The organism is Chitinophaga sp. YR627 (assembly GCF_900114995.1).
Taxonomy (GTDB): Bacteria; Bacteroidota; Bacteroidia; order Chitinophagales; family Chitinophagaceae; genus Chitinophaga.
This window is the reverse complement of record NZ_FOUX01000001.1, coordinates 1,301,506-1,323,210: the sequence shown is the minus strand read 5'-3', so window position 1 is coordinate 1,323,210 and position 21,705 is coordinate 1,301,506. Positions and strand designations below refer to the sequence as shown.

General features: G+C 45.6%; 23 protein-coding genes and 1 riboswitch. Of the genes, 14 read left to right on the top strand and 9 right to left on the bottom strand.

The genetic code is table 11. The annotated features are described in order from the left end of the window. Positions 1–5: 5 nt before the first annotated feature. From BMZ72_RS04810 to BMZ72_RS04800, 3 genes are all read right to left on the bottom strand, one after another. Entirely contained in the window at positions 6–1,544 is a 1,539-nt protein-coding gene (locus tag BMZ72_RS04810; RefSeq protein WP_089805778.1) for a SulP family inorganic anion transporter, read from the bottom strand. A 230-nt stretch (positions 1,545–1,774) separates the two neighbouring features. Beyond that, complete coding sequence (locus BMZ72_RS04805) at positions 1,775–2,137, bottom strand: VOC family protein (protein ID WP_089805776.1); 363 nt, start codon at positions 2,135–2,137, stop codon at positions 1,775–1,777. A 49-nt stretch (positions 2,138–2,186) separates the two neighbouring features. Beyond that, positions 2,187–2,831, bottom strand: a complete 645-nt coding sequence (locus tag BMZ72_RS04800) for a Crp/Fnr family transcriptional regulator (protein ID WP_255373107.1) — start codon at positions 2,829–2,831, stop codon at positions 2,187–2,189. 101 nt (positions 2,832–2,932) lie between these two features. Between BMZ72_RS04800 and BMZ72_RS04795 the strand changes: the two genes are divergently transcribed. The 7 genes from BMZ72_RS04795 (at position 2,933) to BMZ72_RS04760 (ending at position 9,566) form a co-directional block, all read left to right on the top strand. After that, positions 2,933–3,463 (top strand): DinB family protein, encoded by a 531-nt coding sequence (locus BMZ72_RS04795; protein ID WP_089805774.1) that lies wholly within the window; start codon positions 2,933–2,935, stop codon positions 3,461–3,463. Positions 3,464–4,007: 544 nt separating this feature from the next. Further along, positions 4,008–5,048 (top strand): SDR family oxidoreductase, encoded by a 1,041-nt coding sequence (locus BMZ72_RS04790; RefSeq protein ID WP_089805772.1) that lies wholly within the window; start codon positions 4,008–4,010, stop codon positions 5,046–5,048. After that, complete coding sequence (locus BMZ72_RS04785; protein WP_089805770.1) at positions 5,045–5,830, top strand: helix-turn-helix domain-containing protein; 786 nt, start codon at positions 5,045–5,047, stop codon at positions 5,828–5,830. The genes BMZ72_RS04790 and BMZ72_RS04785 overlap by 4 nt, the downstream gene beginning before the upstream one ends. Positions 5,831–5,937: 107 nt before the next feature. Continuing rightward, positions 5,938–6,315: a hypothetical protein gene (locus BMZ72_RS36270; RefSeq protein ID WP_143087601.1), complete on the top strand. Its 378-nt coding sequence runs from the start codon at positions 5,938–5,940 to the stop codon at positions 6,313–6,315. Between the two features lie 449 nt (positions 6,316–6,764). Then, a complete protein-coding gene (locus BMZ72_RS04770; protein WP_089805764.1) occupies positions 6,765–7,583 on the top strand; it encodes an MbnP family protein in 819 nt (272 codons plus the stop codon). Between the two features lie 8 nt (positions 7,584–7,591). Continuing rightward, entirely contained in the window at positions 7,592–8,629 is a 1,038-nt protein-coding gene (locus tag BMZ72_RS04765; RefSeq protein WP_089805762.1) for a cytochrome-c peroxidase, read from the top strand. A gap of 10 nt (positions 8,630–8,639) precedes the next feature. Beyond that, positions 8,640–9,566 (top strand): transporter, encoded by a 927-nt coding sequence (locus BMZ72_RS04760; protein WP_089807224.1) that lies wholly within the window; start codon positions 8,640–8,642, stop codon positions 9,564–9,566. Here BMZ72_RS04760 and BMZ72_RS04755 read toward each other — a convergent pair. From BMZ72_RS04755 to BMZ72_RS04730, 6 genes are all read right to left on the bottom strand, one after another. After that, positions 9,563–10,378 carry an AraC family transcriptional regulator gene (locus tag BMZ72_RS04755; RefSeq protein WP_089805761.1) on the bottom strand — a complete coding sequence of 272 codons (816 nt, stop codon included), beginning with the start codon at positions 10,376–10,378 and terminating at the stop codon, positions 9,563–9,565. The two genes, BMZ72_RS04760 and BMZ72_RS04755, sit on opposite strands and share 4 nt — an antisense overlap. Before the next feature lie 69 nt (positions 10,379–10,447). Further along, positions 10,448–11,473: an SDR family NAD(P)-dependent oxidoreductase gene (locus BMZ72_RS04750; protein ID WP_089805759.1), complete on the bottom strand. Its 1,026-nt coding sequence runs from the start codon at positions 11,471–11,473 to the stop codon at positions 10,448–10,450. A gap of 91 nt (positions 11,474–11,564) precedes the next feature. Next, positions 11,565–11,804, bottom strand: a complete 240-nt coding sequence (locus tag BMZ72_RS04745; protein ID WP_089805757.1) for a hypothetical protein — start codon at positions 11,802–11,804, stop codon at positions 11,565–11,567. A gap of 299 nt (positions 11,805–12,103) precedes the next feature. Next, on the bottom strand, positions 12,104–12,535 hold the full coding sequence (locus BMZ72_RS04740; RefSeq protein ID WP_089805755.1) for a coiled-coil domain-containing protein: 432 nt from the start codon (positions 12,533–12,535) through the stop codon (positions 12,104–12,106). A 190-nt stretch (positions 12,536–12,725) separates the two neighbouring features. Continuing rightward, on the bottom strand, positions 12,726–13,379 hold the full coding sequence (locus tag BMZ72_RS04735; protein WP_089805753.1) for a hypothetical protein: 654 nt from the start codon (positions 13,377–13,379) through the stop codon (positions 12,726–12,728). 182 nt (positions 13,380–13,561) lie between these two features. Beyond that, positions 13,562–14,854, bottom strand: a complete 1,293-nt coding sequence (locus BMZ72_RS04730; protein WP_089805751.1) for a cobyrinate a,c-diamide synthase — start codon at positions 14,852–14,854, stop codon at positions 13,562–13,564. Between the two features lie 29 nt (positions 14,855–14,883). On the opposite strand from BMZ72_RS04730, the gene BMZ72_RS04725 reads away from it, so the two are divergent. From BMZ72_RS04725 to BMZ72_RS04695, 7 genes are all read left to right on the top strand, one after another. Further along, on the top strand, positions 14,884–16,362 hold the full coding sequence (locus BMZ72_RS04725; RefSeq protein ID WP_177222675.1) for a cobyric acid synthase: 1,479 nt from the start codon (positions 14,884–14,886) through the stop codon (positions 16,360–16,362). Further along, entirely contained in the window at positions 16,359–17,387 is a 1,029-nt protein-coding gene (locus BMZ72_RS04720) for a pyridoxal phosphate-dependent aminotransferase (protein WP_089805748.1), read from the top strand. Before BMZ72_RS04725 ends, BMZ72_RS04720 begins: the two co-directional genes overlap by 4 nt. Then, positions 17,366–18,319, top strand: a complete 954-nt coding sequence (gene cbiB, locus BMZ72_RS04715; protein ID WP_089805746.1) for an adenosylcobinamide-phosphate synthase CbiB — start codon at positions 17,366–17,368, stop codon at positions 18,317–18,319. The genes BMZ72_RS04720 and cbiB overlap by 22 nt, the downstream gene beginning before the upstream one ends. 51 nt (positions 18,320–18,370) lie before the next feature. Beyond that, positions 18,371–18,572: riboswitch (cobalamin riboswitch) on the top strand. A gap of 144 nt (positions 18,573–18,716) precedes the next feature. Further along, a complete protein-coding gene (locus BMZ72_RS04710) occupies positions 18,717–19,082 on the top strand; it encodes a (2Fe-2S) ferredoxin domain-containing protein (RefSeq protein WP_089805744.1) in 366 nt (121 codons plus the stop codon). 12 nt (positions 19,083–19,094) lie between these two features. Then, positions 19,095–19,919 (top strand): HoxN/HupN/NixA family nickel/cobalt transporter, encoded by an 825-nt coding sequence (locus tag BMZ72_RS04705; RefSeq protein WP_089805742.1) that lies wholly within the window; start codon positions 19,095–19,097, stop codon positions 19,917–19,919. A 14-nt stretch (positions 19,920–19,933) separates the two neighbouring features. Then, entirely contained in the window at positions 19,934–20,776 is an 843-nt protein-coding gene (locus BMZ72_RS04700) for an SDR family oxidoreductase (protein WP_089805740.1), read from the top strand. After that, complete coding sequence (locus tag BMZ72_RS04695) at positions 20,773–21,702, top strand: sirohydrochlorin chelatase (protein WP_089805738.1); 930 nt, start codon at positions 20,773–20,775, stop codon at positions 21,700–21,702. The genes BMZ72_RS04700 and BMZ72_RS04695 overlap by 4 nt, the downstream gene beginning before the upstream one ends. Positions 21,703–21,705: the final 3 nt, after the last annotated feature.

Here is a 21,705-nt window from a genome sequence, read left to right as displayed (position 1 = left end):
CGCTTTTATCTTGGTTCTGCCGCAACCCTGTACTCAGGGTCCTCCAATATATTCACCTCGATCACACCTTCCGCATTCTTCAGCAGTAAACGGCAATCTTCACTCAGGTGACGCAGGTGCAGTTTTTTATTAAGTTGCTGATACCGTTCTGTCAGTTTACTCAGAGCTTCGATCGCACTCATATCGGCTACACGACTTTCCTTAAAATCAATGATCACTTCCGCGGGATCATTTTGTACATCAAACTTGTCCATAAAAGCGGACACGGAACCAAAAAACAAAGGACCGTAGATCTCATAGTGTCTGATCCCGTGTTCATCTGTATATTTTCGTGCACGGATCCTTTTGGCACTTTCCCAGGCAAAAACGAGTGCGGAGATGATCACGCCGATCAGTACGGCCAATGCCAGGTTGTGTAACCAGACAGTGATCAATGCCACCAGGATACCAACCGCTACGTCATGACGGGGCATTTTATTGATGATCCGTAAGCTGATCCATTCAAATGTTCCGATAGCGACCATGATCATTACACCTACCAGGGCTGCCATGGGTACTCTTTCGATCACGGGTGCACCGAAAAGAATGATGAGCAGAATGGTCAGTGCTGCGATGATACCGGAGAGTCTGGCCCTGGAGCCAGCTGAGAGGTTTACAAAAGACTGTGCGATCATCGCACATCCCCCCATACCGGTGAAGAACCCATTGACGATATTGGCGGTACCCTGGGCAACGGCTTCTTTGTTACCCCTTCCTTTGGTGCCGGTGATTTCGTCCACTACGTTTAAAGTCAGCAGACTTTCAATCAAGCCCACACCTGCCATCACCAGTGAATAAGGGAAAATGACCTTCAGTGTATCAAAACTAAAAGGCACTGACGGGATATGGAATGGCGGGAAACCACCACTGATGGAAGCAATGTCTTTGACTGTTTTGGTTTCGATACCCAATCCCAATGCCAGCAGAAAGACAACAATGATGGCTACCAGGGAGGCCGGTACGGCTTTGGTTAGTTTTGGGAATAAGAACACAATGACGATGGTCACTGCGACCAGTCCCAGCATGGTCCACAAAGCAGGTCCTGATAACCACTCCATCCCGTTACCCGTATTTACCCTGAACTGCTGGATCTGGGCCATAAAAATAATCACGGCCAGTCCGTTCACGAATCCGTACATCACGGGTTGTGGTACCAGGCGGATAAACTTCCCTAATCTGAAGATACCTACGCAGAGCTGGAAGATACCGGCCAATGCGACTGCTGCGAATACATATTCCACTCCATGTGACTGCATCAGGGCAATCAACACGACTACAGTAGCGCCTGCCCCTCCGGATACCATGCCTGGTCTGCCGCCAAGAACAGCAGTGATCAGTCCCATGAGAAAGGCGGCATATAAACCTGTGAGCGGAGATAATCCGGCTAAGATGGCAAAAGACAGCGACTCGGGGATCATGGTCATTGCCACGGTCAGCCCGGCCAATACTTCAGTCTTGTAATTAACCTTTTGTTTAAAGTCAAATAAATTAAGGTAAGCCTTCACGAAAATGAAAGTTTAAAAAGTAAGATGAATCAATGATTACGAATGATGTGAACAGAACAGTGCGCTCACCGGTAACAGACGAGCGTAAGCGATAGTCAATGATGAACTATCAAGGTGGAGTAAGGGAAGATGATGTGATATTGCTGTTCATAAGTCCGCGAAGGTAAACAAAAAGAGCCTGGTATGCAAGAACCTGGGTATTAATTCTCTTTAAATACATATCCCGGTGTCTACCATTGCTGAATGATCACCCCCAGCTGTTTATCCATCAGGGCGAATTCTTTGGCTCCCCAGGGCCTGCGTGTGATGGTGCTGAGATTGGGGTGTAAAAATGCAGGGTGCGAGGCAGCGACTTGCCGGTAGACGGCTTCTATGTCATCGGTAACAAGCCTGAATTCCGGGTTATGTTCCTTTGCCAGTGCAGCATTCTCAAACAGGTTGATCCGCAGTCCGTCTTTTTCCAGCACACAAAATGGCTGAGCGGCGGTACGTTCATCGTGTGTGATGACGAATGCGAGGCAATCGACAAAGAACGTCAGTCCTTCATTGATATCGGTATAAAACACATTCGGAACAAGTTTGCTGAAATGCATATGACGGGGGTTTCTTAAATGTACACAAAAGATGCATAAGCAGTCTTTACTAACTTAAGCTACGCTCCTTCCTGATCTTGCTGAGGAACTCGGGGGTGATCCCGATATAGGAAGCGATCTGTGTATTGGGCAGGCGGTTGGCCAGATGGGGATATTGCTCCAAGAAATACAGATATCGTTCTTCTGCCGTCGCGCTGATATTGAGGAGTAAGCGATTTTGTAAGGCGATATACTTCTGTTCGATAATGATACGGAAGTTCCGGTCAAACTTGTGATAGTTCATATAGAGATAGATCAGGTCCTCATGTTTGATCTGGAGCACGGTGGTTGGTTCGACGGCTTCTATATATACCTTACCCGGCTTCGCCGCATAAAAACTGGCCATATCGGCAATCCAATCATTTTCGGCCACAAACTGGAGGTTATGCTCTTTACCGGCAGCATCGACGGCATACATTTTCAGGCATCCGGTTACGACGAAGGTAAAATGCCGGCATACATCTCCTGCCTGCAGGACGAAACCCCGTCTTTTGATCTTACGCTCGCTGAAACGGGTGGATAGTTCCTCTTTTTCCTTTGCGGTGAGCGGAAAGTAGTTTTTAAAATATCGGATCAGTGGTTCAACCAGCGTCATATAAAATTTGAGTAATGCCTTGTTCCAAAGATACAATTCTTTGGGAGTGTTCATTTTCATGGAGGAGAAAAGATCAGTTTGCTGATACCTGTTAAACTAAATCTCACCTAACAGTGTTAAATTTATGCCAGTGCATTTTGCCACCAATAAAAATACACGTAATGAAAACTGTTACTTTTTTCCAGACCCTGCTGCTCATCCTGGGTATAAGCGGTATCGTCAGGGCACAAACTTCCGGTGATGATATCGTAAAAGAGTGGGAACGCGCAAAAGCGTATACCAGGGAATACCTGGACTCAATGCCGGACAAGGACTATTCACTCAAGCCAACACCTGAAATGCGCTCTTTTGCAGAGCAGATGTTGCACATTGCTGACGCCAATTATGGTTTCTCTTCGGCAGCCACTGGTGAAAAGCCGCCTTTCGGTTTTGGTGAAGCCGAGAAAACGGCTGATAAATCCAAAGAAGGCGTGACCAAAGTAGTGATGGAAAGCTATGACTTTGCCATCAACTGTATTAAAAAGCTGACGCCTGCACAGCTGAACGAAAAGTTCAAACTGATGGACCGCTTTGAAATTACCAAAGAACAGGCATTTGAAAAAGCGTTCGAACACCAGACCCACCACCGGGGACAAACGACTGTTTATCTGCGGCTGGCCGGTGTAAAACCACCTATGGAGAAATTGTTCTAGCCATAATATAAGGCTATTCACCGCCGGTGGGTAGCCTTTTTTAATGTATGTCAGTTCCATCCTCATTTGCTGTTTAACTGGTTAGATAATCCTATCCCCTTTCTGCCGAAGTCTCTACAGTCTTACTCCTGTCAATATACAGTTAACCCGACGCGGATACGGCGCGCCTTTCATACAATATTACACAGACTTTTAGGTGAATAATGAGACAGTAATTGGCCTCGTGAATACAATACAAATTTACGCCAAAAGGCAGAGAAAGCGTGTGCGGGAAATACTGATTTTTACCCTTCTTTTATTGAAGAGATATTGTTTGCGCTTTTGTTATCCTACGTTAATCTTACGTTCCGGAACGTAAGATTAACGTAGGATAACAAATATCTAAGCGGCATCAAACCGGTAATAAAAGCCGTTATTGAGCCTTCCCCCGTCACCTAAAATAACCTCTTTTTTGCTGGCCCTTTCAACAAAATAATTTTGGACTTTTCAACAAAATGGAGATCGCTGGTTTCTCCCGAATTTTGTACTGCGTAAATGATAAAAAATGGAAAATTCCAACAACAACAAACTGGTACTGGTAACCGGAGGCTCCGGATTTATCGCTTCTTATTGTATGATCGCATTACTGCATGCAGGCTTTAAAGTGCGTGCATCCCTGCGTTCGCTGAAGAAGGCCGATGAAGTGAAGGCGATGCTCCGTCAGGGTGGCATCCAGTCTTTTGATGCCCTGTCTTTTGTTACCGCTGACCTGCAGGATGAACGTTCCTGGGAGGCGGCCGTAAAGGATTGTACTTACGTCATTCATGTGGCCTCACCTACTCCTAATACCGATGCAAAGACCCTGGAAGATTTTTTGGTTCCTGCGCGTAATGGAGTACTGTTCGTCATGCGGGCAGCTAAGAAAGCAGGTGTAAAACGTGTGGTGCTGACCTCTGCATTCGGAGCAGTCGGTATGGGTACCAATAAAACCAGTCTGTATACAGAAGAAGACTGGACCGTTATTGATGATACCGTCGCGCCTTATCAGCACTCAAAGACGGTTTCCGAAAGGGCTGCCTGGGAATTTATAGAAAACGAAGGCGCCGGTATGGAACTGGCAACTGTCAATCCGACGGGGGTATTTGGTCCGGTGCTATCAGGAGATATGTCTCACTCGGTTCAGAGTATCATACAAATGCTGAATGGCAATATGAAAGGTGGTTGTCCGAAGATGTCCTTTAGCTTTGTGGACGTACGCGACGTTGCCGATCTGCACCTGAAAGCAATGATATCTCCTGCCGCTAACGGACAACGGTTCATCGCATCTGCCGGCCGGGCTTATTCTATGCTGGACATTGCCAATGTACTGAGAACGAATCTGGGAGAAAAAGCAGCGATGGCCCCCAAAAAGGAAATTCCGAACTGGCTGATCAAACTCACCGCCCTGTTCAATCCAAAGGTAAGAATGGTGGTACCGCTTTTAGGAATGGTCAAAGGCGCCAGCGGACAGAAAGCAAAAAATCTGCTCAACTGGCAACCCAGAAGCACGGAAGAAGCTATCTTAGCAACAGCTAACAGCCTCCTGGATCTTAATCTTATCAAATGAGATTTACACAGATAAAATCCTGTTTTGTCGGACCGGCCATTTCTCCGGAACAATATATCAGTGAGCACACCTTTATCTATATCGGTAAGGGTGCGATCACAGGGTTTGATGGTAATGCGCAGCATACGCTCAGACCAGGGGAATATTGTGTCATGCGGAAGAATTGTCTGGTCCGGTATAATAAGGAAAAAGAGAACAATGAGTTTGAAAAGGTGGTCATTGTTTTCGATGAGGAATTTCTGAAACGCTTCCTGGACAAGTATAAACCCAACCGGGAGGTGGCGGTACCATCTGATGTGTTTGTCAGACTTACAGAGAATACCCTGATCCCTAATTTTGTACACTCGCTGATCCCTTATTATGACGGACAGGGGAAAATCATGGAAACCTTTGTAGATGTAAAGCGGGAAGAGTTAATGCTGATCCTTTTACAATCGCAGCCTGAACTGGCAGGTATATTCTTTGATTTCGGCGTACCGGAGAAGATCAATCTGGAAGAGTTCATGAATCATAACTACCGGTTCAATGTCAGCATCGAGCGTTTTGCATATCTCACCGGGAGAAGTTTATCCGCTTTCAAACGGGATTTCAGGGCGATCTTCAATGAAACACCCAACCGCTGGCTGATCTACAAACGACTACAGGAAGCCCATTTCCTGATCGCCAAAAAACAGCAGAAGTCATCGGATATTTACCTGGATCTGGGGTTTGAGGATCTGTCACACTTCTCTTTTGCATTCAAGAAGCAGTTTGGGTATGCGCCAACGGAACTGGCGAGATAGCTGCATAAAAAGCAAATCAGTGCTGTATGAAAAAGAAGTTAAATTTTATCTGAATTTTACTCTTTTTATTAATAGCTTTGCCCACATTAACCATTGTATTCTTTCTGATGCGCAAACAACTCATAACGGTCCTGCTGATGATGATCTGGCTCTGCCAGCTCTCCGGCCGTTATTTTGTCATGTTTGAGTTCTATCTGAACCAGGAATATATTGCGCAGAATCTTTGTGTAAATAAGGACAAACCACAACTGCATTGTAATGGGCGATGCCATTTGAAGAAGCAGTTGAATGAAGAAGAAAAAAGAGATCAGAATAATCCGGAACGCAGGACTGACAACAGAAGCGAGATCTTTTACGATGCGTCTTTTTATGTTGCCGACCTCACTCCTGCTTATACAACATTACATACTCACTATAATAATCCAGCTTGTATCGGCACTCCTGTTGATCAGGCGTTTACCATCTTCCATCCGCCAGGAGCTTAAGCTTTCAGCTAATCAGCTTTTCCATTTTATTCTTTTTTGATTCGTATTTATTAGTGGCTGTTCGACATGAACGACTGCTATCAGGACTTGTATTGTCTCATCATTCCTGATGATCTGCAATACGATCCAGCTTGTTTATTTCCATTATGCACGCATATACGGGAATGGATAACTATTGCCCTTATTGACCAATGCATGCTGCAGGTAATCCTTTGCAGATGGATATTCAATAAAACCGGTTATAATATGCTGATGACTTCCGTAACGCACGCGTATACGGGATCGGGAGTGCATTGCCCTTATGTCACATAAGCTATTATAGCTGCTATTTGTAACAAATTTAATCATCATTGATCCGCTTCCGTAGAAACGCATGTACGGAAAAGGGAGGCTATTGCCCATACAGAACGGGGTATATCTCATCATCATTCAATTAAATAAATCAACAGATGAAACACATCAACAAATGTATTGCGACACTGGCATTGTTATCCAGCGTATTTACTTCCTGTGGGAAAGACAATGTCGCACCGGCTATTGACACCAATCAAAAAGCGATGCTTTCTATTCAGTTTGACAATATTGTCGGCGATAAAAATCTGCAACTGAACACGGGCACTTATACGAACGCTGCCGGAGAAGATTTCAAAGTATCCCTGCTTCGTTATTTTATCAGCAATATAAAAGTTAAAACCAGCAGCGGAGAAGAATACACTGTACCGCAGGACAGCAGTTACTTTCTGATTGCGGAAGACAATGCCGCGTCTCAGTTTGTAAAAGTAAAGGTGCCTGTTGGCGAATATGCTTCCCTAAGTTTTGTATTGGGTGTAGACAGTCTTCGCAGCACTATGGATATCAGCAAACGGACGGGGGTACTCGATCCTACAGGCGGGATGGATGACGGTATGTATTGGGGCTGGAATAGTGGATATATCTTCTTCAAAATGGAAGGAACTTCCAGTGTTGCGCCTGTTGATCCAAGCGGGCAACATAAGTTCAGGTACCACATTGGCGGCTTTGGTGGTTATAATGCACCAACGCTGAATAATGTAAGAACGATCACGGTAGATCTGACGGCAGGTGGTATTGCAAAAGTAAGACAAGACCGTGAGTCGAATGTACATCTGATGGTAGATATCCTGAAGATGTTCAATGGTACTACGACGGTGAGTATTGCCAGTAATCCGACGGTGATGTTCAGCGAGTTTAGTACGAAAGTATCCGGCAATTATATCAACATGTTTACACATGATCATACTGAAAACTAGCGCCAACTATGCATCGATTACAAGTAATACTGATCGCGGGATTCTCACTTTTACTACTGGCATGTAGTAAAAGTGATCAGATCCTGGCCTTCATCGGATTTAAAAAACCGGCGCATTTTCCCGCGCCCGTATACAAACTGGAAAACAATCCGGTTACGGAGGGAGGATTTGAACTGGGCAGGAAGCTTTTTTATGAGTCACGGCTTTCCCGGAATAATACGGTTTCCTGTGGATTCTGTCATTTGCAGACAGCCGCATTCACCCATCATGGGCATGATGTGAGTCATGGGATAGACGACCGCTTAGGTAGCCGCAACTCCCCTCCCATTATGAACCTTGCCTGGAATACGACCTTTATGTGGGATGGCGGCGTGTTTGATCTTGACATGCAACCTATCGTACCGATCACGAATCCGGTAGAGATGGATGAAACGGTAGAGAATGTGCTGAATAAATTACGGAATACCGCCCCTTATCCGACCATGTTTAAAAAGGCATTTGGTACGGAAGAGATCACAACGGCCAGGATGATGAAGGCCTTATCACAGTTTATGGTGATGCTGGTGAGCGATCAGTCTAAATACGACAGCGTGATCAGAAAACAGGGTCCTGCGTTTACACAGGAAGAGCAAGAGGGATATACATTGTTTCAGCAGAAATGCAGTAGTTGTCATAAAGAGCCTTTATTCACGGATCAGTCGTTCCGCAACAACGGTATTGGTACGGGTCCGAATAATGATGAGGGGCGGTATCCGGTTACACTCAATGCAGCTGACAAATACAAATTTAAAGTACCAAGTCTGCGGAACCTGGCTTATACAGCCCCTTACATGCATGATGGCAGGATGTATACTTTAAATGCGGTATTGAATCATTATAGTTCGGAGGTGCAGGATATGACGACGCTGGATCCTTTACTCCGGCAAAATGGTGTTGTAGGGATTCCTTTATCTGCGAATGAGAAACAATATTTATTAGCGTTTCTCAATACCCTCAATGACCGGCATTTTATTACGGACAAGCGGTTCTCGGAGGAATCGCAATAAATCACTGATGATGAAAAAACTATGGACGATAATTATCTGTCTGCTTGCAGTGGGTTATGAGACAAGGGCCTGTGACATCTGTGGGTGTGGCGTGGGGAGTTATTATATTGGTTTGTTACCTGATTTTAAGAAGCGGTTTATGGGCGTACGTTATCAATATAAAACCTTACGCTCGCACCTGGGACCGGGAGGAAGTACTTCCTATCTCACAACAGATGAGACTTATCAGACGGCGGAGGTATGGGGAGGATGGAATATAGGTAAGCGTTTCAGGGTATTGGGATTTGTGCCTGTGAATTTTAACAGTCGTGAGAATCAGGGTGTCACCATGAATAAATCCGGTATCGGGGATATTGCCGTTGTGGGGTATTACCAGGTGCTGGACAGGAAAAATGTCATCTTCCATGACAAGCTGCTGGTACAGTCACTCTGGATCGGTGGTGGCGTAAAAGCACCTACCGGCAGATACGAGCCTTCTGAACGTAAAGAGAATGAGGATACGCCGAATAACTTCCAGCTGGGTACAGCCAGTACGGATTTTACCTTCAATGTGATGTATGATGTGCGATTAATGGATTTTGGTGTGAATGCGAATGTGAGTTATAAGGTGAATACCAATAACAAGTATGATTACCGGTATGGGAATAAGTTTACTGCGAATCTGCTGGCTTATTACAAGTTCCGCCTGGCGGATCAACTGACGATAGCACCCAATGCCGGCGTACTGCTGGAAACGGCGACCAAAGACACGGAAGCAGGCAAATATAAGGTAGACGTCTCAGGTGGACATTCGCTGTTGGCTACCAGTGGTATTGAAGCCACGTTCCGGACTTTCTCTGTTGGTGCGAACTATCAGCCGGTTATTTCACAGGAGCTAGCCGATATGCGGGTAAAAGCGGGCAACAGGGCGATGGTGCATATCAGCTATCTGTTCTAGTAAGTACTACGCGTGGTCGCCTCAACAGGTGAGTAACCGAATTTTTTTTTGAAGGCGAAAGAGAAGTGGGAAAGATTTTCAAATCCGGCTTCCAGGTAGATGTCGGCAGGTCTTCGTTTCTTTTCACTCAGGTGATAATGGGCCAGTTCCAGGCGCTTTTGCGTCAGCCAGCGCTGTGGACTTACCTGGAAAGCCTTTTTGAAATCCGTTTTAAAGGTGGTCAGACTACGGCCAGTGAAGTAGGCGAACTTTTGTAAGGGCATGTTGAACATAAAGTTTTTCTCCATAAAATCAGCCAGATCGAGTTTGCCCGGTTCGGAGAAATTAGCCAGCCAGCGATCGATGGTTTTGTCTAGCGTACGGAGCACGGTAATGGCTTCTTCGATCTTGACAGATACGATTGCAGGCGGTACACCTTCTTCCAGGTCGAAATAAGGCAATAAGGAACCGAAAAAGCTTTCCAGCAGCGGATGTGCCTCATATTGCCGGATACCATGGTGCTGGTCGGCCACCATTACCGGCTCATGACGGCTGTAATATTCTTTCAGACGTTCCACCCGGATACAGATCGTTACTGATTTATAGGGTTGACCGTCTTTGGAAGACTTAAAAAAGGTCGCCAGCTGGTTGCGTGGTACGAACCAGGTATCTCCTGGTTTCAGGATATGCGTCTGGTCGCCAATGTTTGCTTTTACTTCTCCGGAAATCAGATGTCCGAAGCTATGGTCCCCGGAAATGACTTCGTGCTGGAAGTACTTATCCTGAATACAGGGTAGCATGATCTCCTGCGGTAAAGTCCAATATGATGACATGATCGATCGCTTTTGATAGTACAAAGGAACGCACAAATTCTTATTGAATCCGTGCGTTCCCTTCTTTGATCAGGATACGGCAAATGTGATACCAGTTAGTTTTTCGCTGAGTGTCCAGAGTTGCCGGGCCTTCTCTCCGTCTACTGCCTCGGCGGTGACACCTTTGGTCATTTCGAATTTCTCTGATTTGAAACCCTGCCAGTCCTTATCAATCCGAGCGACTTCTGTATCCTCGCAATAAACACCCCCTATATTGGCCAATTGAGGGCTTGTAGCGCACCAAACGGTAGTGGAGGCACCTTCTTCCAGTGATTTATATCCGTTGTAAGGATCGTGGCGGAAATTGCCGTCTTCGTCATAGACGCCTAAAGCCCTGAAACCTTCTTCGGGAATGTCCCTGCCAAGGTCGGTCACGGCAATAGCCCCCGGGTGCAGTGAAAACGACCTTACACCGTGTGCCTGTGTGCGTTTGTCAAGTTCCACCGTAAACAGCACATTGGCCTGTTTTGCCCTTGCATAAGATACAGCAGGATCATACGGCTGATGATCGAAATTCGGATCATTCAGGTCTATGGATGCCATATGGTGTCCCCAGGAAGAGACATTCACAATCCTCGCTCCCTGAGCGCTTTTTATAGCAGGCCAGAGGCGGGCGGTCAATTGAAAATGTCCCAGGTGGTTGGTAGAGAACTGTGATTCATATCCACGGGCGTCACGTCTTAGCGGCGTCCACATGACGCCTGCGTTGTTGATCAGGATGTCCAGTGGTTTGTTCAGCGCCAGGAACTGGTTAGCGAAAGCATCGATGGAAGCAGGGTTCATCAGGTCCATTTCCAGTATTGTTACGTTGGGAATGCCTGCGAGGTTGTTTCCTGCTTTTTCTATGCTCCTTGCAGGAATGTATACGTGTACACCTGCGTTGGCAAGTGTTCTTGCCGCCTCCAGTCCGATACCGGAATAACCGCCGGTGATGATCGCTGTTTTACCCTGGATATTGAGACCTTGGATAACGTCTGTTGCGGTAGATGCGGCGTCGAAACCTGAGTTGATCGGGCGCTGTAAAGCACCGTTGTAGTTGTTTGTGCTAGTGGTCATTGGTTAGTGGTTTGTTTAGGGCAAAATTCGGGAGAAAGCCTTCTGGCTGTTTTGTTGAAAAGGCGGAATATTGTTTGTTGAGAAGGCGGGGTTATTCCTTCTTTTGATAGGCGGCTTCGAGGAAATGGATGAGGCTTTCGTAGAAAAGGATACTTGAACCGGCGTTGGTGTCTTTATCCTGAAGCGCGGCAACCAGCCAGTCCCAGAGGAATGTCTTGCATTCAGTGAGGGAGTATTGCCAGAGGAAATCTTGGATAAGAATTTCTGGTGTATTTGTGTCACCAGTGGCTGATGCATGTGATGTTGCTTGTTGAATAGACGCGTTTTCCATATTATCAAAGTGGTTTTTCAAAAAAGAACAGCTTAAAATCAGCAGCCGAAATAGCTCAGATTAACTTTCATTGCATTTATAATATGAAAGGCTAATTGTGCTTTCGGCCTCATTTATTTTCAATACAAAACAAACTCTCATTTTTTAAACACGCACAGTGACACGTCTATGTTTTTTTTTAAGTTTAGACCTACTTTTCGACTATAACATATTTTTAACTGGCAAGGTTTTTAACAAATGAAAAACCTTACCAGTTGCCTGATAAGGTTCAAATATTTAGGGGTATAAACAAATCCGATTTAACGAGATTTAACACTTTCTAGTTTAGCAACGATATCTTCGTTTGCATGATAAGGTGTCCAATATTCAATCCTCTTCAACTCTCCGTTGATATCGACAAGTAGTCTTTCAACTTTGCTCAGTCTCACATCAACCTTATCCAATCTCTCATCAACCTTTTCCATTCGTCCTTCGATGGCATCTAAGCGTCTTTCCACCTTATCTAATCTTTCTTCGATACCATCTAAGCGTCTTTCCACCTTATCTAATCTTTCTTCGATAACATCTAGGCGTCTTTCTACCTTGTCTAATCTTCCTTCGATAACATCTAGGCGTCTTTCTACCTTGTCTAATCTTCCTTCGATTCTATCAAATCGATCTTCAAATGAACTAATCTTACCATTTAACGCATGAATTGCAGATAAAATAATTTGAAATTGACTTTCCGACATATTGCACTTATGTTTTAAAGTTTACTGCCTGCGAAAATAAAGTTTATTTAAACACAAAACATCAGGCAAACTGTTAATTATAAGTTAGCACTAAAAAGAGTGATTCCTATAGATGCAGACGTATTAATTTCAAACCCAAAGAGCTTATTATCGATATTACCGGAGATAAATCATATTGCCTTGTTGTCTCTCAAAAGACTGAAGTATTTCTTATTTTATCACGAAGATTTAGCACTCTGCATTTAGCCCTTTCAATAGCCGTAGAATAACTCAACGCCGATATAAACACATTGCCGTTTCTCTCGCTTCTAATGCCATACTCTATCGGGTCGATATCAGAACCAAGCAAAAAGTAATTCACCTTTGAATTATGCTCCAAGAGCGCCCTCTTCATTAATTCTACCATACATCTCCATGCACGTGATTTTTGTTCATCTCCTATTAAAAAACCCGAACGTACCAACTCTACCACCGTTAGTCTATCCACTCCTATTTCACAACCTTCTTCATCGAATTTCGCCAGGTAATAAATACCTACAATACTATCAGGTAAAATAACAAACGCTGGTTTACTGCCTACAATCTCACAATTTTCAATTCCGCAAAATTGCCGAACTACATTTATTATCTCATAGTGTGGTGTATATTCAATGCTGTCATATTCGGGGCCAAGAATCCATAGTCCATGCCGAAGAAAAGATTGCAATTCCTCGATATCTGTTACTTGCCCTTCCTGTGTCTTCAGATGTATTTCATCTAATAGTGAAATGCGATATTTTATCCTATCCAAAACATCTCCTGAAACTTCCATGCTTGCCGAAAGGTCGGATTGGCTATTCAACATAGGCGTGTATTTAATTTACAAATTGAGGTAACAATGAAATTTTGAGGCCCGTAAATTAGACATTTCGCATTGATTAAAAACAAAAAAAAACATATAAAAAACAAGATAAAATACTCGTTTTTATTAAGTAAATGATACTACTTAAATGATCCCAGCATTCACATTACAATCAACCCAAAATCTCATTCCGCTCCCAACCACTCCCCACTCTCTCCCCAATATACATGCATATAAGACGCCACCACATTCCCTTTCCTATACACCGCCATATCCACCTCCTTCCCCCTCGCATTATACACCTTCCCAATCCGCTCCAATTCCCCCGTCTCCGAACTGGTCGAATAATGAAATTCATGCCCCTTAAACCGCTTCTCTCCTATCTCCACTATCCTATATCCCAATGACAACTTAGCACCCTTCATCGTCGTCTTTAACCCTAAAAATCCCACCATCGGATACTCCACCCCCTCCTTATCACCAATACTCTCCCCGAGGTACATCATCCCACCACATTCCGCAATCACCTTCCCTCCCTTTTCACAAAACGCACGCACAGACTCCCGCATAGTCACATTAGCCGATAGCTGTTCTAAATACAACTCCGGATAACCACCTGCCAGGTATAGTATCTCTGCCGCAGGCATCTCTGTGTCATGCAAAGGACTAAAGAAGCTCACCTCTCCCGCATTACGAAGCACTTCCAGATTCTCTAAGTACGTAAAGTTAAACGCCTCATCACTCGCGACAGCAATCGGCAATCCACCTTTCTGCACACGAATAAACGGTGTATGAACAGGCTCCGGTCTCTGCGTCATCGCCAGTATCAGATCTACATCAACAGTACGACTAATATGCTCCGCCGCCGCTTCTATAATAGCATCATAGTCATTCTCCGCAGATATTGCCAGTCCCAGATGCCGGGACGGTATTTTAATATGCTCGTTCGCGGGCACATACCCTAACGGCGCTATTCCCAAATCAGCACAGGCATCTTTCAGGAACTGATAATGACTCTCGGTATTGACAAAGTTGAAAATTACACCTGCTATCTTCACACCCGGATGAAAATGCATAAACCCATAGATCAGCGGTGCCACGGAATAAGCCATTGCCTTGGCATTGACCACCAATATCACCGGCAGGTCCAGCAGCATCGCAATCTCCGCACTGCTCCCTTTCATACGATCGGCACCGTCAAAAAGTCCCATAACACCTTCTGTGATCACCACATCTGCATCCGCCGCGTATTTACCATATACCTCCTTCAGATGCACTTCGCTCATCATGAAAGTATCAAGGTTGACACTGGTGGTATGCGCAGCAAGAGAGTGATGTTTGGTATCAATGTAGTCGGGACCGCACTTGAACGGTTGTACGCTCAGTCCCCGTTTGTGTAAGAGACGTAGTAAGCCCAGTGTAATGGTTGTTTTCCCGGAATTACTACTGGGTGCTGCAATTAAAAACTGAGGCTTCATTCGGCCAAAGATAGTACATTCGTACTCTTATGCAGCGACTAAAGTCCATCATGTTTGCCGGCACTGCATCTGATGTCGGTAAAAGTTTAATCAATACGGGTTTCTGCCGCATCTTCAAACAGGATGGCTATCATCCTGCACCATTCAAGGCACAGAACATGTCCCTTAACAGCTATGCTACACCGGACGGTTTTGAGATCGGCCGCGCGCAGGCCGTACAGGCAGAAGCGTGTGGGATTCCCTGTAGTACGGATATGAACCCTGTGCTGCTGAAACCTACCAGTGATAAAGCTTCACAGGTGGTGCTGCTGGGTAAGCCGGTTGGCAGTCAGTCAGCCTACGATTACTTTATGGGCAACAACAAACAGGAGCTGTTCGCTGCCTCCAAAGCCGCTTACGACAGACTCCATGAGCAGCATAACCCTGTTGTGATGGAAGGCGCTGGCAGTATCAGCGAACTCAATCTGAAACACCGCGATATCACCAATATGCGGATGGCCCTGCATGCCAACGCAGACGTCTACCTGGTGGCAGATATCGACCGGGGCGGCGTATTCGCCAGTGTATACGGAACTATTGCCTTACTGACGCCGGAAGAAAAACAACTGATCAAAGGTATTATCATCAATAAATTCAGAGGAGATGCCCGCCTTTTCGAAAGCGGCAGAACGATGATAGAAGAGCTTTGCGGCGTGCCTGTTGTCGGTGTGGTGCCTTATAGAAAGGACATTTATATCGAGGAAGAAGACTCCGTCGGACTGGAACACAAACACAACAAACTGGCTTCCGGTAAGGTCAATGTGGCAGTGGTATTACTCAATCGTATCTCTAACTTCACCGACTTCAATGTCCTGGAAAGAGACGAACGCGTACACCTCTTCTACAGTAACAATCCCGCTGATATAGAAAAAGCCGACATTATCATCATTCCTGGCAGCAAGAATACCATTGCAGACCTGATCGATATCAAAAACAATGGCGTAGCCAAAGCCATTGTACAGGCGCATAAAAACAATAAAACCGTCATCGGCATCTGCGGTGGCTACCAGATGATGGGAACAGTTGTTGAAGACCCATATCACGTGGAAGGTGCAATTGAATCCATGCCCGGACTGGGTATCCTGCCAGTAAGCACCGTCCTGACAGAAGAGAAGATCACCGAACAATGCCAGTTTCATTATAAAGGACAGTCTGCTGTCTGTGAAGGGTATGAGATCCATATGGGGCTCACCAGCACCAGCGGAGAAGCACGTCCATTAAACAAGACCCTGAACGATAACGCTGATGGGTACCGGCTGACCGACAATTGCTGGGGTACCTACATACATGGTATCCTGGACAATGCCACCGTTGTGGATGACCTCCTGAAAGATCATACCACACAGTCATCCGGCGCACCATTTGATTACCTCGCCTTCAAAGAGGAACAATACGATAAACTCGCACAACACCTGCGCGAACACATCGACATGGCATATATTTACGGACAATTAAAGACGCAGTCATGATCAACGGGCACGGAGACGACAGATACCTGTTCAATTATCCTGTTAAAGCCGATTTTAGTTCAAATGTCTACTATGAAGGTTTTGCCGGCGGATTACGCCAGCACCTGACCGATTGTCTCTATAAACTAAACAATTACCCGGAAGCCAATGCCCAACGCCTGCAACAGGCATTGGCCGACTGGCACCAACTCACCCCTGAACAGGTGCTGGTCACCAATGGCGCAACGGAAGCCTTTTACCTGGTAGCACATGCATTTCGCAGAAAATCAGTCACTATCGCTATTCCAGCCTTTGCAGAATATGAAGATGCCTGTCAGGCGAATGACCTCAGCGTAAGCTATATTAATTACGATGAATTGCATGCCAGTACACGCTTCTCTTCAGATCTCGTATTCTTTGGGAATCCGAATAATCCCACCGGGGCTGTATTACTGCCTGAGACGATCCGGGAACTGCTGACCGCACATCCACAGACGATATTCGTGATCGATGAAGCTTATGTAGACTTTACGGAAGAAGTGATCTCTATGGTTGACGCTATAGATCAATTGCCCAATCTTATTATTATAAAATCACTCACCAAGACATATTCTATTCCTGGCTTACGACTGGGTTATATCCTTAGTAATGCGGATATCATTCAACAGATCCTGCTGTCTAAAATGCCCTGGTCTGTCAATGCCCTGGCTATTGAAGCCGGACTCTATATCGCACAACACAGGGATGTATTAGCCTTACCGATCGCCCAGCTACGGAAAGACACACTGGCGCTAATGGACGCTGTGAAGCAAATTGAGGGTATTCAGGTCAGGAATACCCATACCAATTTCTTCCTTTCCCAAACAAACTTGGGTACAGCGGATGACCTAAAACACTACTTACTACAAAATGAAGGTCTGCTGATAAGGGACGCGGCTAATTTCAAAAGCCTCCGTCCACAACATTTCCGGGTCGCCGCACAAAGACCAGAAGAAAATCAGCTACTTATAAAAGGCATTCAGGCATGGATCAACAGTATCTCTTAATCATTATCCCCCTGCTGGCAGGCTATGTGCTGGACCTGGCATTGGGAGATCCACGCTGGCTGCCACACCCGATAAGACTATTCGGCAATTTGATCAGCTGGGGTACCAAAACACTGAACCAGGGGGACAACCGTTTCCTTAAAGGCATGATTTTAAGCATCTTACTGTGTACTATTTGCTGGCTGTTCTTTGCCGGCACACAGTATTGGTTACTGCGAATACAGACTCCCTTCTTTTACTACCTGTTCACCAGCATTTTCGTCTTCTTTGCTTTAGCCAATAAAAGCCTCTTACAGGAAGGCAGGGAAGTTTTCGACACACTGAATAACCAGGGACTGGATGCCGGTAGAAAACGCCTCTCCTGGATCGTAGGACGGGAAACCCAAAACCTTAGTGAGAACCAGATCAGGACAGCCGTCTTTGAAACACTCTCTGAAAACCTCAGCGACGGGGTCATTGCGCCATTATTCTATTTCGCTATCGGCGGACTACCCGCTATGATGACCTATAAAATGATCAATACCCTGGATTCTATGATCGGGTATAAAAAAGAGGAATATTTCTGGTTTGGGAAATTTGCCGCCAGGCTGGACGATGTGGCCAACTTCATTCCGGCCCGTATTACAGCACTGCTTATGGTAGTGGTTGCCTTCAGCAGGCGCGGACTGACCTATATCTTCAGATATGGGCACCAGCATGCCAGTCCTAATTCCGGGTATCCGGAAGCCGCCCTGGCAGGCATTATGTATTGCCGCTTCGGGGGCCCCAATACCTACCATGGTCAATTAGTTGTCAAACCCTATATCGGCGAACAGGCCCGGGATATTGCCCACAGCGAACTGCGCAAAGTGGTGTATATCAATCATGCCGTGACATTTCTGAGCATTTTGCTCATTGTCTCCACTTATATAATATACGCCATAACTACCTGATTGACTGCACGCTGTTCTATTCTCCTGCTAAAAAGAGCAAATAATTACCTACATTTGGCCCAGTTTCTTGGTTTTCGTCCGGTCACAAGCCGGTTGAGATTAAAAGGGAATTTGGTGAAAACCCAAAACAGTTCCCGCTGCTGTAAGTTCTGTAACAGCTTTTAACCAGTGCCACTGTCATAATCCCCTATCGGATGGGAAGGCGTTAAGAGTAGAACGAGTCAGAAGACCTGCCAGCAAACTATGTTTATCCAACACTTCGGGAAAAAAGTCATGGGAGAACGTAATACACGTGTGCCGTCCGGTATACCTGTTTCCTGTTTTTCTCTCTTTTTTGCTGAGGTCTTGTTTAATCATTAACGGGTAATTAATGTATTAATCAAAAGTAACCAGTCGTATGGCAATTAAAGATCTGACTAAAGTTCAGAAGATCCTTTTTATCTGTAATGGAGGCACCTGTAATAAGAACAACGCTGCTGATGAGAACACAGTACAACTCAGAACGCATCTCACGGAGCACGACCTGAATGACGAAATCCACACCGTTCGTACCAAATGCCTCGGACAATGTACCTGGGGGCCAATGATCTTTATGCATCCGGAAGGTCTCTGGTATAAAAACGTAAACCTGGATACCACCCGTGACATCGTGACACAACATCTCCTGAAAAATGAACTGGTAGTGGGACATGTGCATTTCCCGGAAGCTGAAGGGGTAGATTCCAAACCACTTACGCTTAAAAGCCCTCAGCCAAACGAATAAAAACCCCACCAGATGAACATCTTACAACAGGATCTGACCGGATTTATCGTCCTGGCCGTACTTGGCTTACGCCATGGGCTGGACCCCGATCATATTACCGTGATCGACGGATATACCTACCGCCTGCATCTCCATAAAAGTATCTGGACCAGATGGGTAGGCACCCTTTTTACCTTCGGACATGGTATCATGGTTACCGCCATTGCCCTCTTCCTTTGTATACTGAAGAATAATTTTGAGATACCAACCGCCCTGGATATCGTGGTGGAATGGCTGTCTTCAGTGATGCTCCTGTTTATGGGTATTTCCAACCTGATCAATCTGACCCGCAAAGACGGTGCTCAGACAGGCAGTTTCCGTAAACGCCTCGTTCCCAAAGCCTTTAACAACAGCCTGAATCCGTTTACCGTCATCATCACCGGTATCATCTTCGGGTTCATCTTTGATACCTCCTCACAGATCGCCGCATTCGGTTATGCCATATCTGTCTCCAACCAATGGATCTATGCCATTATGGGAGGCGTGGTATTCTCGCTGGGACTGATCGTCACCGGCACCTGCGATTCCCTCTTGCTGAGCAAGTTACTTAAGACCTTCGATCAGAAAAAGATCCAGAGTCATCGTTTTAAACTGAATGTGCTGATCACGATCATGTGTTTTGCCATTCCTTTGTATAAAATTGCAAGCGCCTGGAACGAGTCCCTGGAACTAAATGATTTCCAGAATAATATTGTCGGACTCGTTTTTATTAGTATCATTATATCTTTATACGTGGAGCTGTACCTGCGGCACAGATACGCCAAACAGGAAATAGCCAGTGAGGCAGACCCACGTTAAGGATCAAACAGCATATGAGTAAAGCACAGACAAATACCATCAGCATATTAGGCTGCGGCTGGCTGGGTCTTCCGCTGGCAATCCATCTTGTAAAAGAAGGATATGCCGTGAAAGGTTCCGTCACTTCGGAAGATAAAATGGAAGAACTGGCACAACAACAGATCCAGCCTTATCAGGTTATGATCACAGAAGCCGGTATTGAAAGTAATGACATCGCTGGGTTTCTGGAAAGTGAAATACTGATCATTAATTTTCCTCCTTCCCGCCGGGAAGACGTCGTGCTTTATCATCAGGCACAGATGGCACACCTTGTGAAAGCAATAGAGAAAAGTCCGGTACAGAAGGTGCTGTTCATCAGTTCCACCTCCGTCTACCCGGATGTAAACGGCGAAGTTTTCGAACATGAAACCGCCACGCCTGCCAAAGGCAGCGGTAAAGCCTTACTGGCTGTTGAAAAAATGCTGCGTACCAATATCCGTTTTATGACAACAGTGGTACGTTTTGCAGGGCTGATCGGCTACGATCGTATGCCTGGCCGCTTCCTGGCAGGTAAGAAAAATGTAGAGAATGGCGACGCACCGATCAATGTCATCCACCAGGACGATTGCATCGGTATCATTACAGGTATCATCCGGCAACAGGCATGGGGCGACGTATTCAATGCCTGTTCAGATGAACATCCGACACGCAGGGAATATTACACACAGGCGGCCGCTATCGCCGGACTGGAACTGCCTACATTCGCCGCTACCGCCGATCCTCATTTCAAAATAATCAACGCAGACAAGATCAAACAAAGACTGAACTATTCGTTTAAGTACCCTGATCCTGTTAAATTATTACATACCGGCATATGAAAGGGATATTAATCTGTGGTCACGGCAGCCGCGATCCTGAAGGAGTCGAAGGCTTTAAAGCACTGGTGGCATTACTGCGCAAACGCTATCCTGACAGGATGGTGGATTATGGTTTCCTGGAATTCTCTCATCCCGTATATGCGGCGGCTGTCGAGCGGATGTATGTGGCAGGTATACGGGAGATCATTGCTATTCCAGCCATTCTCTTTGCCGGTGGTCACGCCAAGAATGATATTCCTTTCGAAATGAATACCCTGCAGTCTCAGTATCCTGACCTGCGTATCAGACTGGGCAGACATATCGGTATTACACCTTCTATTCTGCAACTCGCAGGTAAACTTGTGACAGCAGCGGAAGCCGCACATCCGCCAATGGACAGACAGGACGCTTGTCTGCTCCTGGTAGGAAGAGGTACTTCCGATCCTGACGCTAACTCAGATGTGGCTAAAATGACCCGTATGCTGGGAGAAGGATTAGGCTTTGGTTTCTCTACCACTGCTTTTATCGGCGTGACACAACCACTGCTGAAAGATCATTTACCCATCATCGATCATCTGCCTTATAAAAGAATTGTTGCATTACCTGTGTTCCTGTTTACCGGTGTACTGCTCAAAAAGATATATGCTCAGCTGGAAGAATTCGCTGCAACGACCAGCAAACAGATCATCGCCACCAAATCATTTGAGTGTGATGAACTGTTATTGCAAACTATAGACGAACGCATCCGGGAAGTACAGGAAGGCAGTCCGGATATGAACTGTCAGCTGTGCAAATACCGCACACAGATCATCGGTTTTGAAGAAGAAGTTGGTAAAGAACAGGTCGGTCACCATCTGGCGGTGAAAGGCATTCTATTCGAAGAAGAAGAAAAACCCGGTGAAAAGAAAACCGTTCTGACAACCGTTAAAAAGATACTCGGCATCTGATAC

Bases quoted from the DNA above. Each gene is read 5' to 3' on its own strand.
- BMZ72_RS04725 (WP_177222675.1), top strand. From the start codon at position 14,884: ATGCAGCGACTAAAGTCCATCATGTTTGCCGGCACTGCATCTGATGTC.
- BMZ72_RS04760 (WP_089807224.1), top strand. From the start codon at position 8,640: ATGAAAAAACTATGGACGATAATTATCTGTCTGCTTGCAGTGGGTTAT.
- BMZ72_RS04755 (WP_089805761.1), bottom strand. From the start codon at position 10,378: ATGTCATCATATTGGACTTTACCGCAGGAGATCATGCTACCCTGTATT.
- BMZ72_RS04720 (WP_089805748.1), top strand. From the start codon at position 16,359: ATGATCAACGGGCACGGAGACGACAGATACCTGTTCAATTATCCTGTT.
- BMZ72_RS04730 (WP_089805751.1), bottom strand. From the start codon at position 14,854: ATGAAGCCTCAGTTTTTAATTGCAGCACCCAGTAGTAATTCCGGGAAA.
- BMZ72_RS04795 (WP_089805774.1), top strand. From the start codon at position 2,933: ATGAAAACTGTTACTTTTTTCCAGACCCTGCTGCTCATCCTGGGTATA.
- BMZ72_RS04805 (WP_089805776.1), bottom strand. From the start codon at position 2,137: ATGCATTTCAGCAAACTTGTTCCGAATGTGTTTTATACCGATATCAAT.
- BMZ72_RS04710 (WP_089805744.1), top strand. From the start codon at position 18,717: ATGGCAATTAAAGATCTGACTAAAGTTCAGAAGATCCTTTTTATCTGT.
- BMZ72_RS04800 (WP_255373107.1), bottom strand. From the start codon at position 2,831: ATGAAAATGAACACTCCCAAAGAATTGTATCTTTGGAACAAGGCATTA.
- BMZ72_RS04735 (WP_089805753.1), bottom strand. From the start codon at position 13,379: ATGTTGAATAGCCAATCCGACCTTTCGGCAAGCATGGAAGTTTCAGGA.
- BMZ72_RS04765 (WP_089805762.1), top strand. From the start codon at position 7,592: ATGCATCGATTACAAGTAATACTGATCGCGGGATTCTCACTTTTACTA.
- BMZ72_RS04700 (WP_089805740.1), top strand. From the start codon at position 19,934: ATGAGTAAAGCACAGACAAATACCATCAGCATATTAGGCTGCGGCTGG.
- BMZ72_RS04695 (WP_089805738.1), top strand. From the start codon at position 20,773: ATGAAAGGGATATTAATCTGTGGTCACGGCAGCCGCGATCCTGAAGGA.
- BMZ72_RS04790 (WP_089805772.1), top strand. From the start codon at position 4,008: ATGGAAAATTCCAACAACAACAAACTGGTACTGGTAACCGGAGGCTCC.
- BMZ72_RS04745 (WP_089805757.1), bottom strand. From the start codon at position 11,804: ATGGAAAACGCGTCTATTCAACAAGCAACATCACATGCATCAGCCACT.
- BMZ72_RS04705 (WP_089805742.1), top strand. From the start codon at position 19,095: ATGAACATCTTACAACAGGATCTGACCGGATTTATCGTCCTGGCCGTA.
- BMZ72_RS04785 (WP_089805770.1), top strand. From the start codon at position 5,045: ATGAGATTTACACAGATAAAATCCTGTTTTGTCGGACCGGCCATTTCT.
- BMZ72_RS04740 (WP_089805755.1), bottom strand. From the start codon at position 12,535: ATGTCGGAAAGTCAATTTCAAATTATTTTATCTGCAATTCATGCGTTA.
- BMZ72_RS36270 (WP_143087601.1), top strand. From the start codon at position 5,938: ATGCGCAAACAACTCATAACGGTCCTGCTGATGATGATCTGGCTCTGC.
- cbiB (WP_089805746.1), top strand. From the start codon at position 17,366: ATGGATCAACAGTATCTCTTAATCATTATCCCCCTGCTGGCAGGCTAT.
- BMZ72_RS04770 (WP_089805764.1), top strand. From the start codon at position 6,765: ATGAAACACATCAACAAATGTATTGCGACACTGGCATTGTTATCCAGC.
- BMZ72_RS04750 (WP_089805759.1), bottom strand. From the start codon at position 11,473: ATGACCACTAGCACAAACAACTACAACGGTGCTTTACAGCGCCCGATC.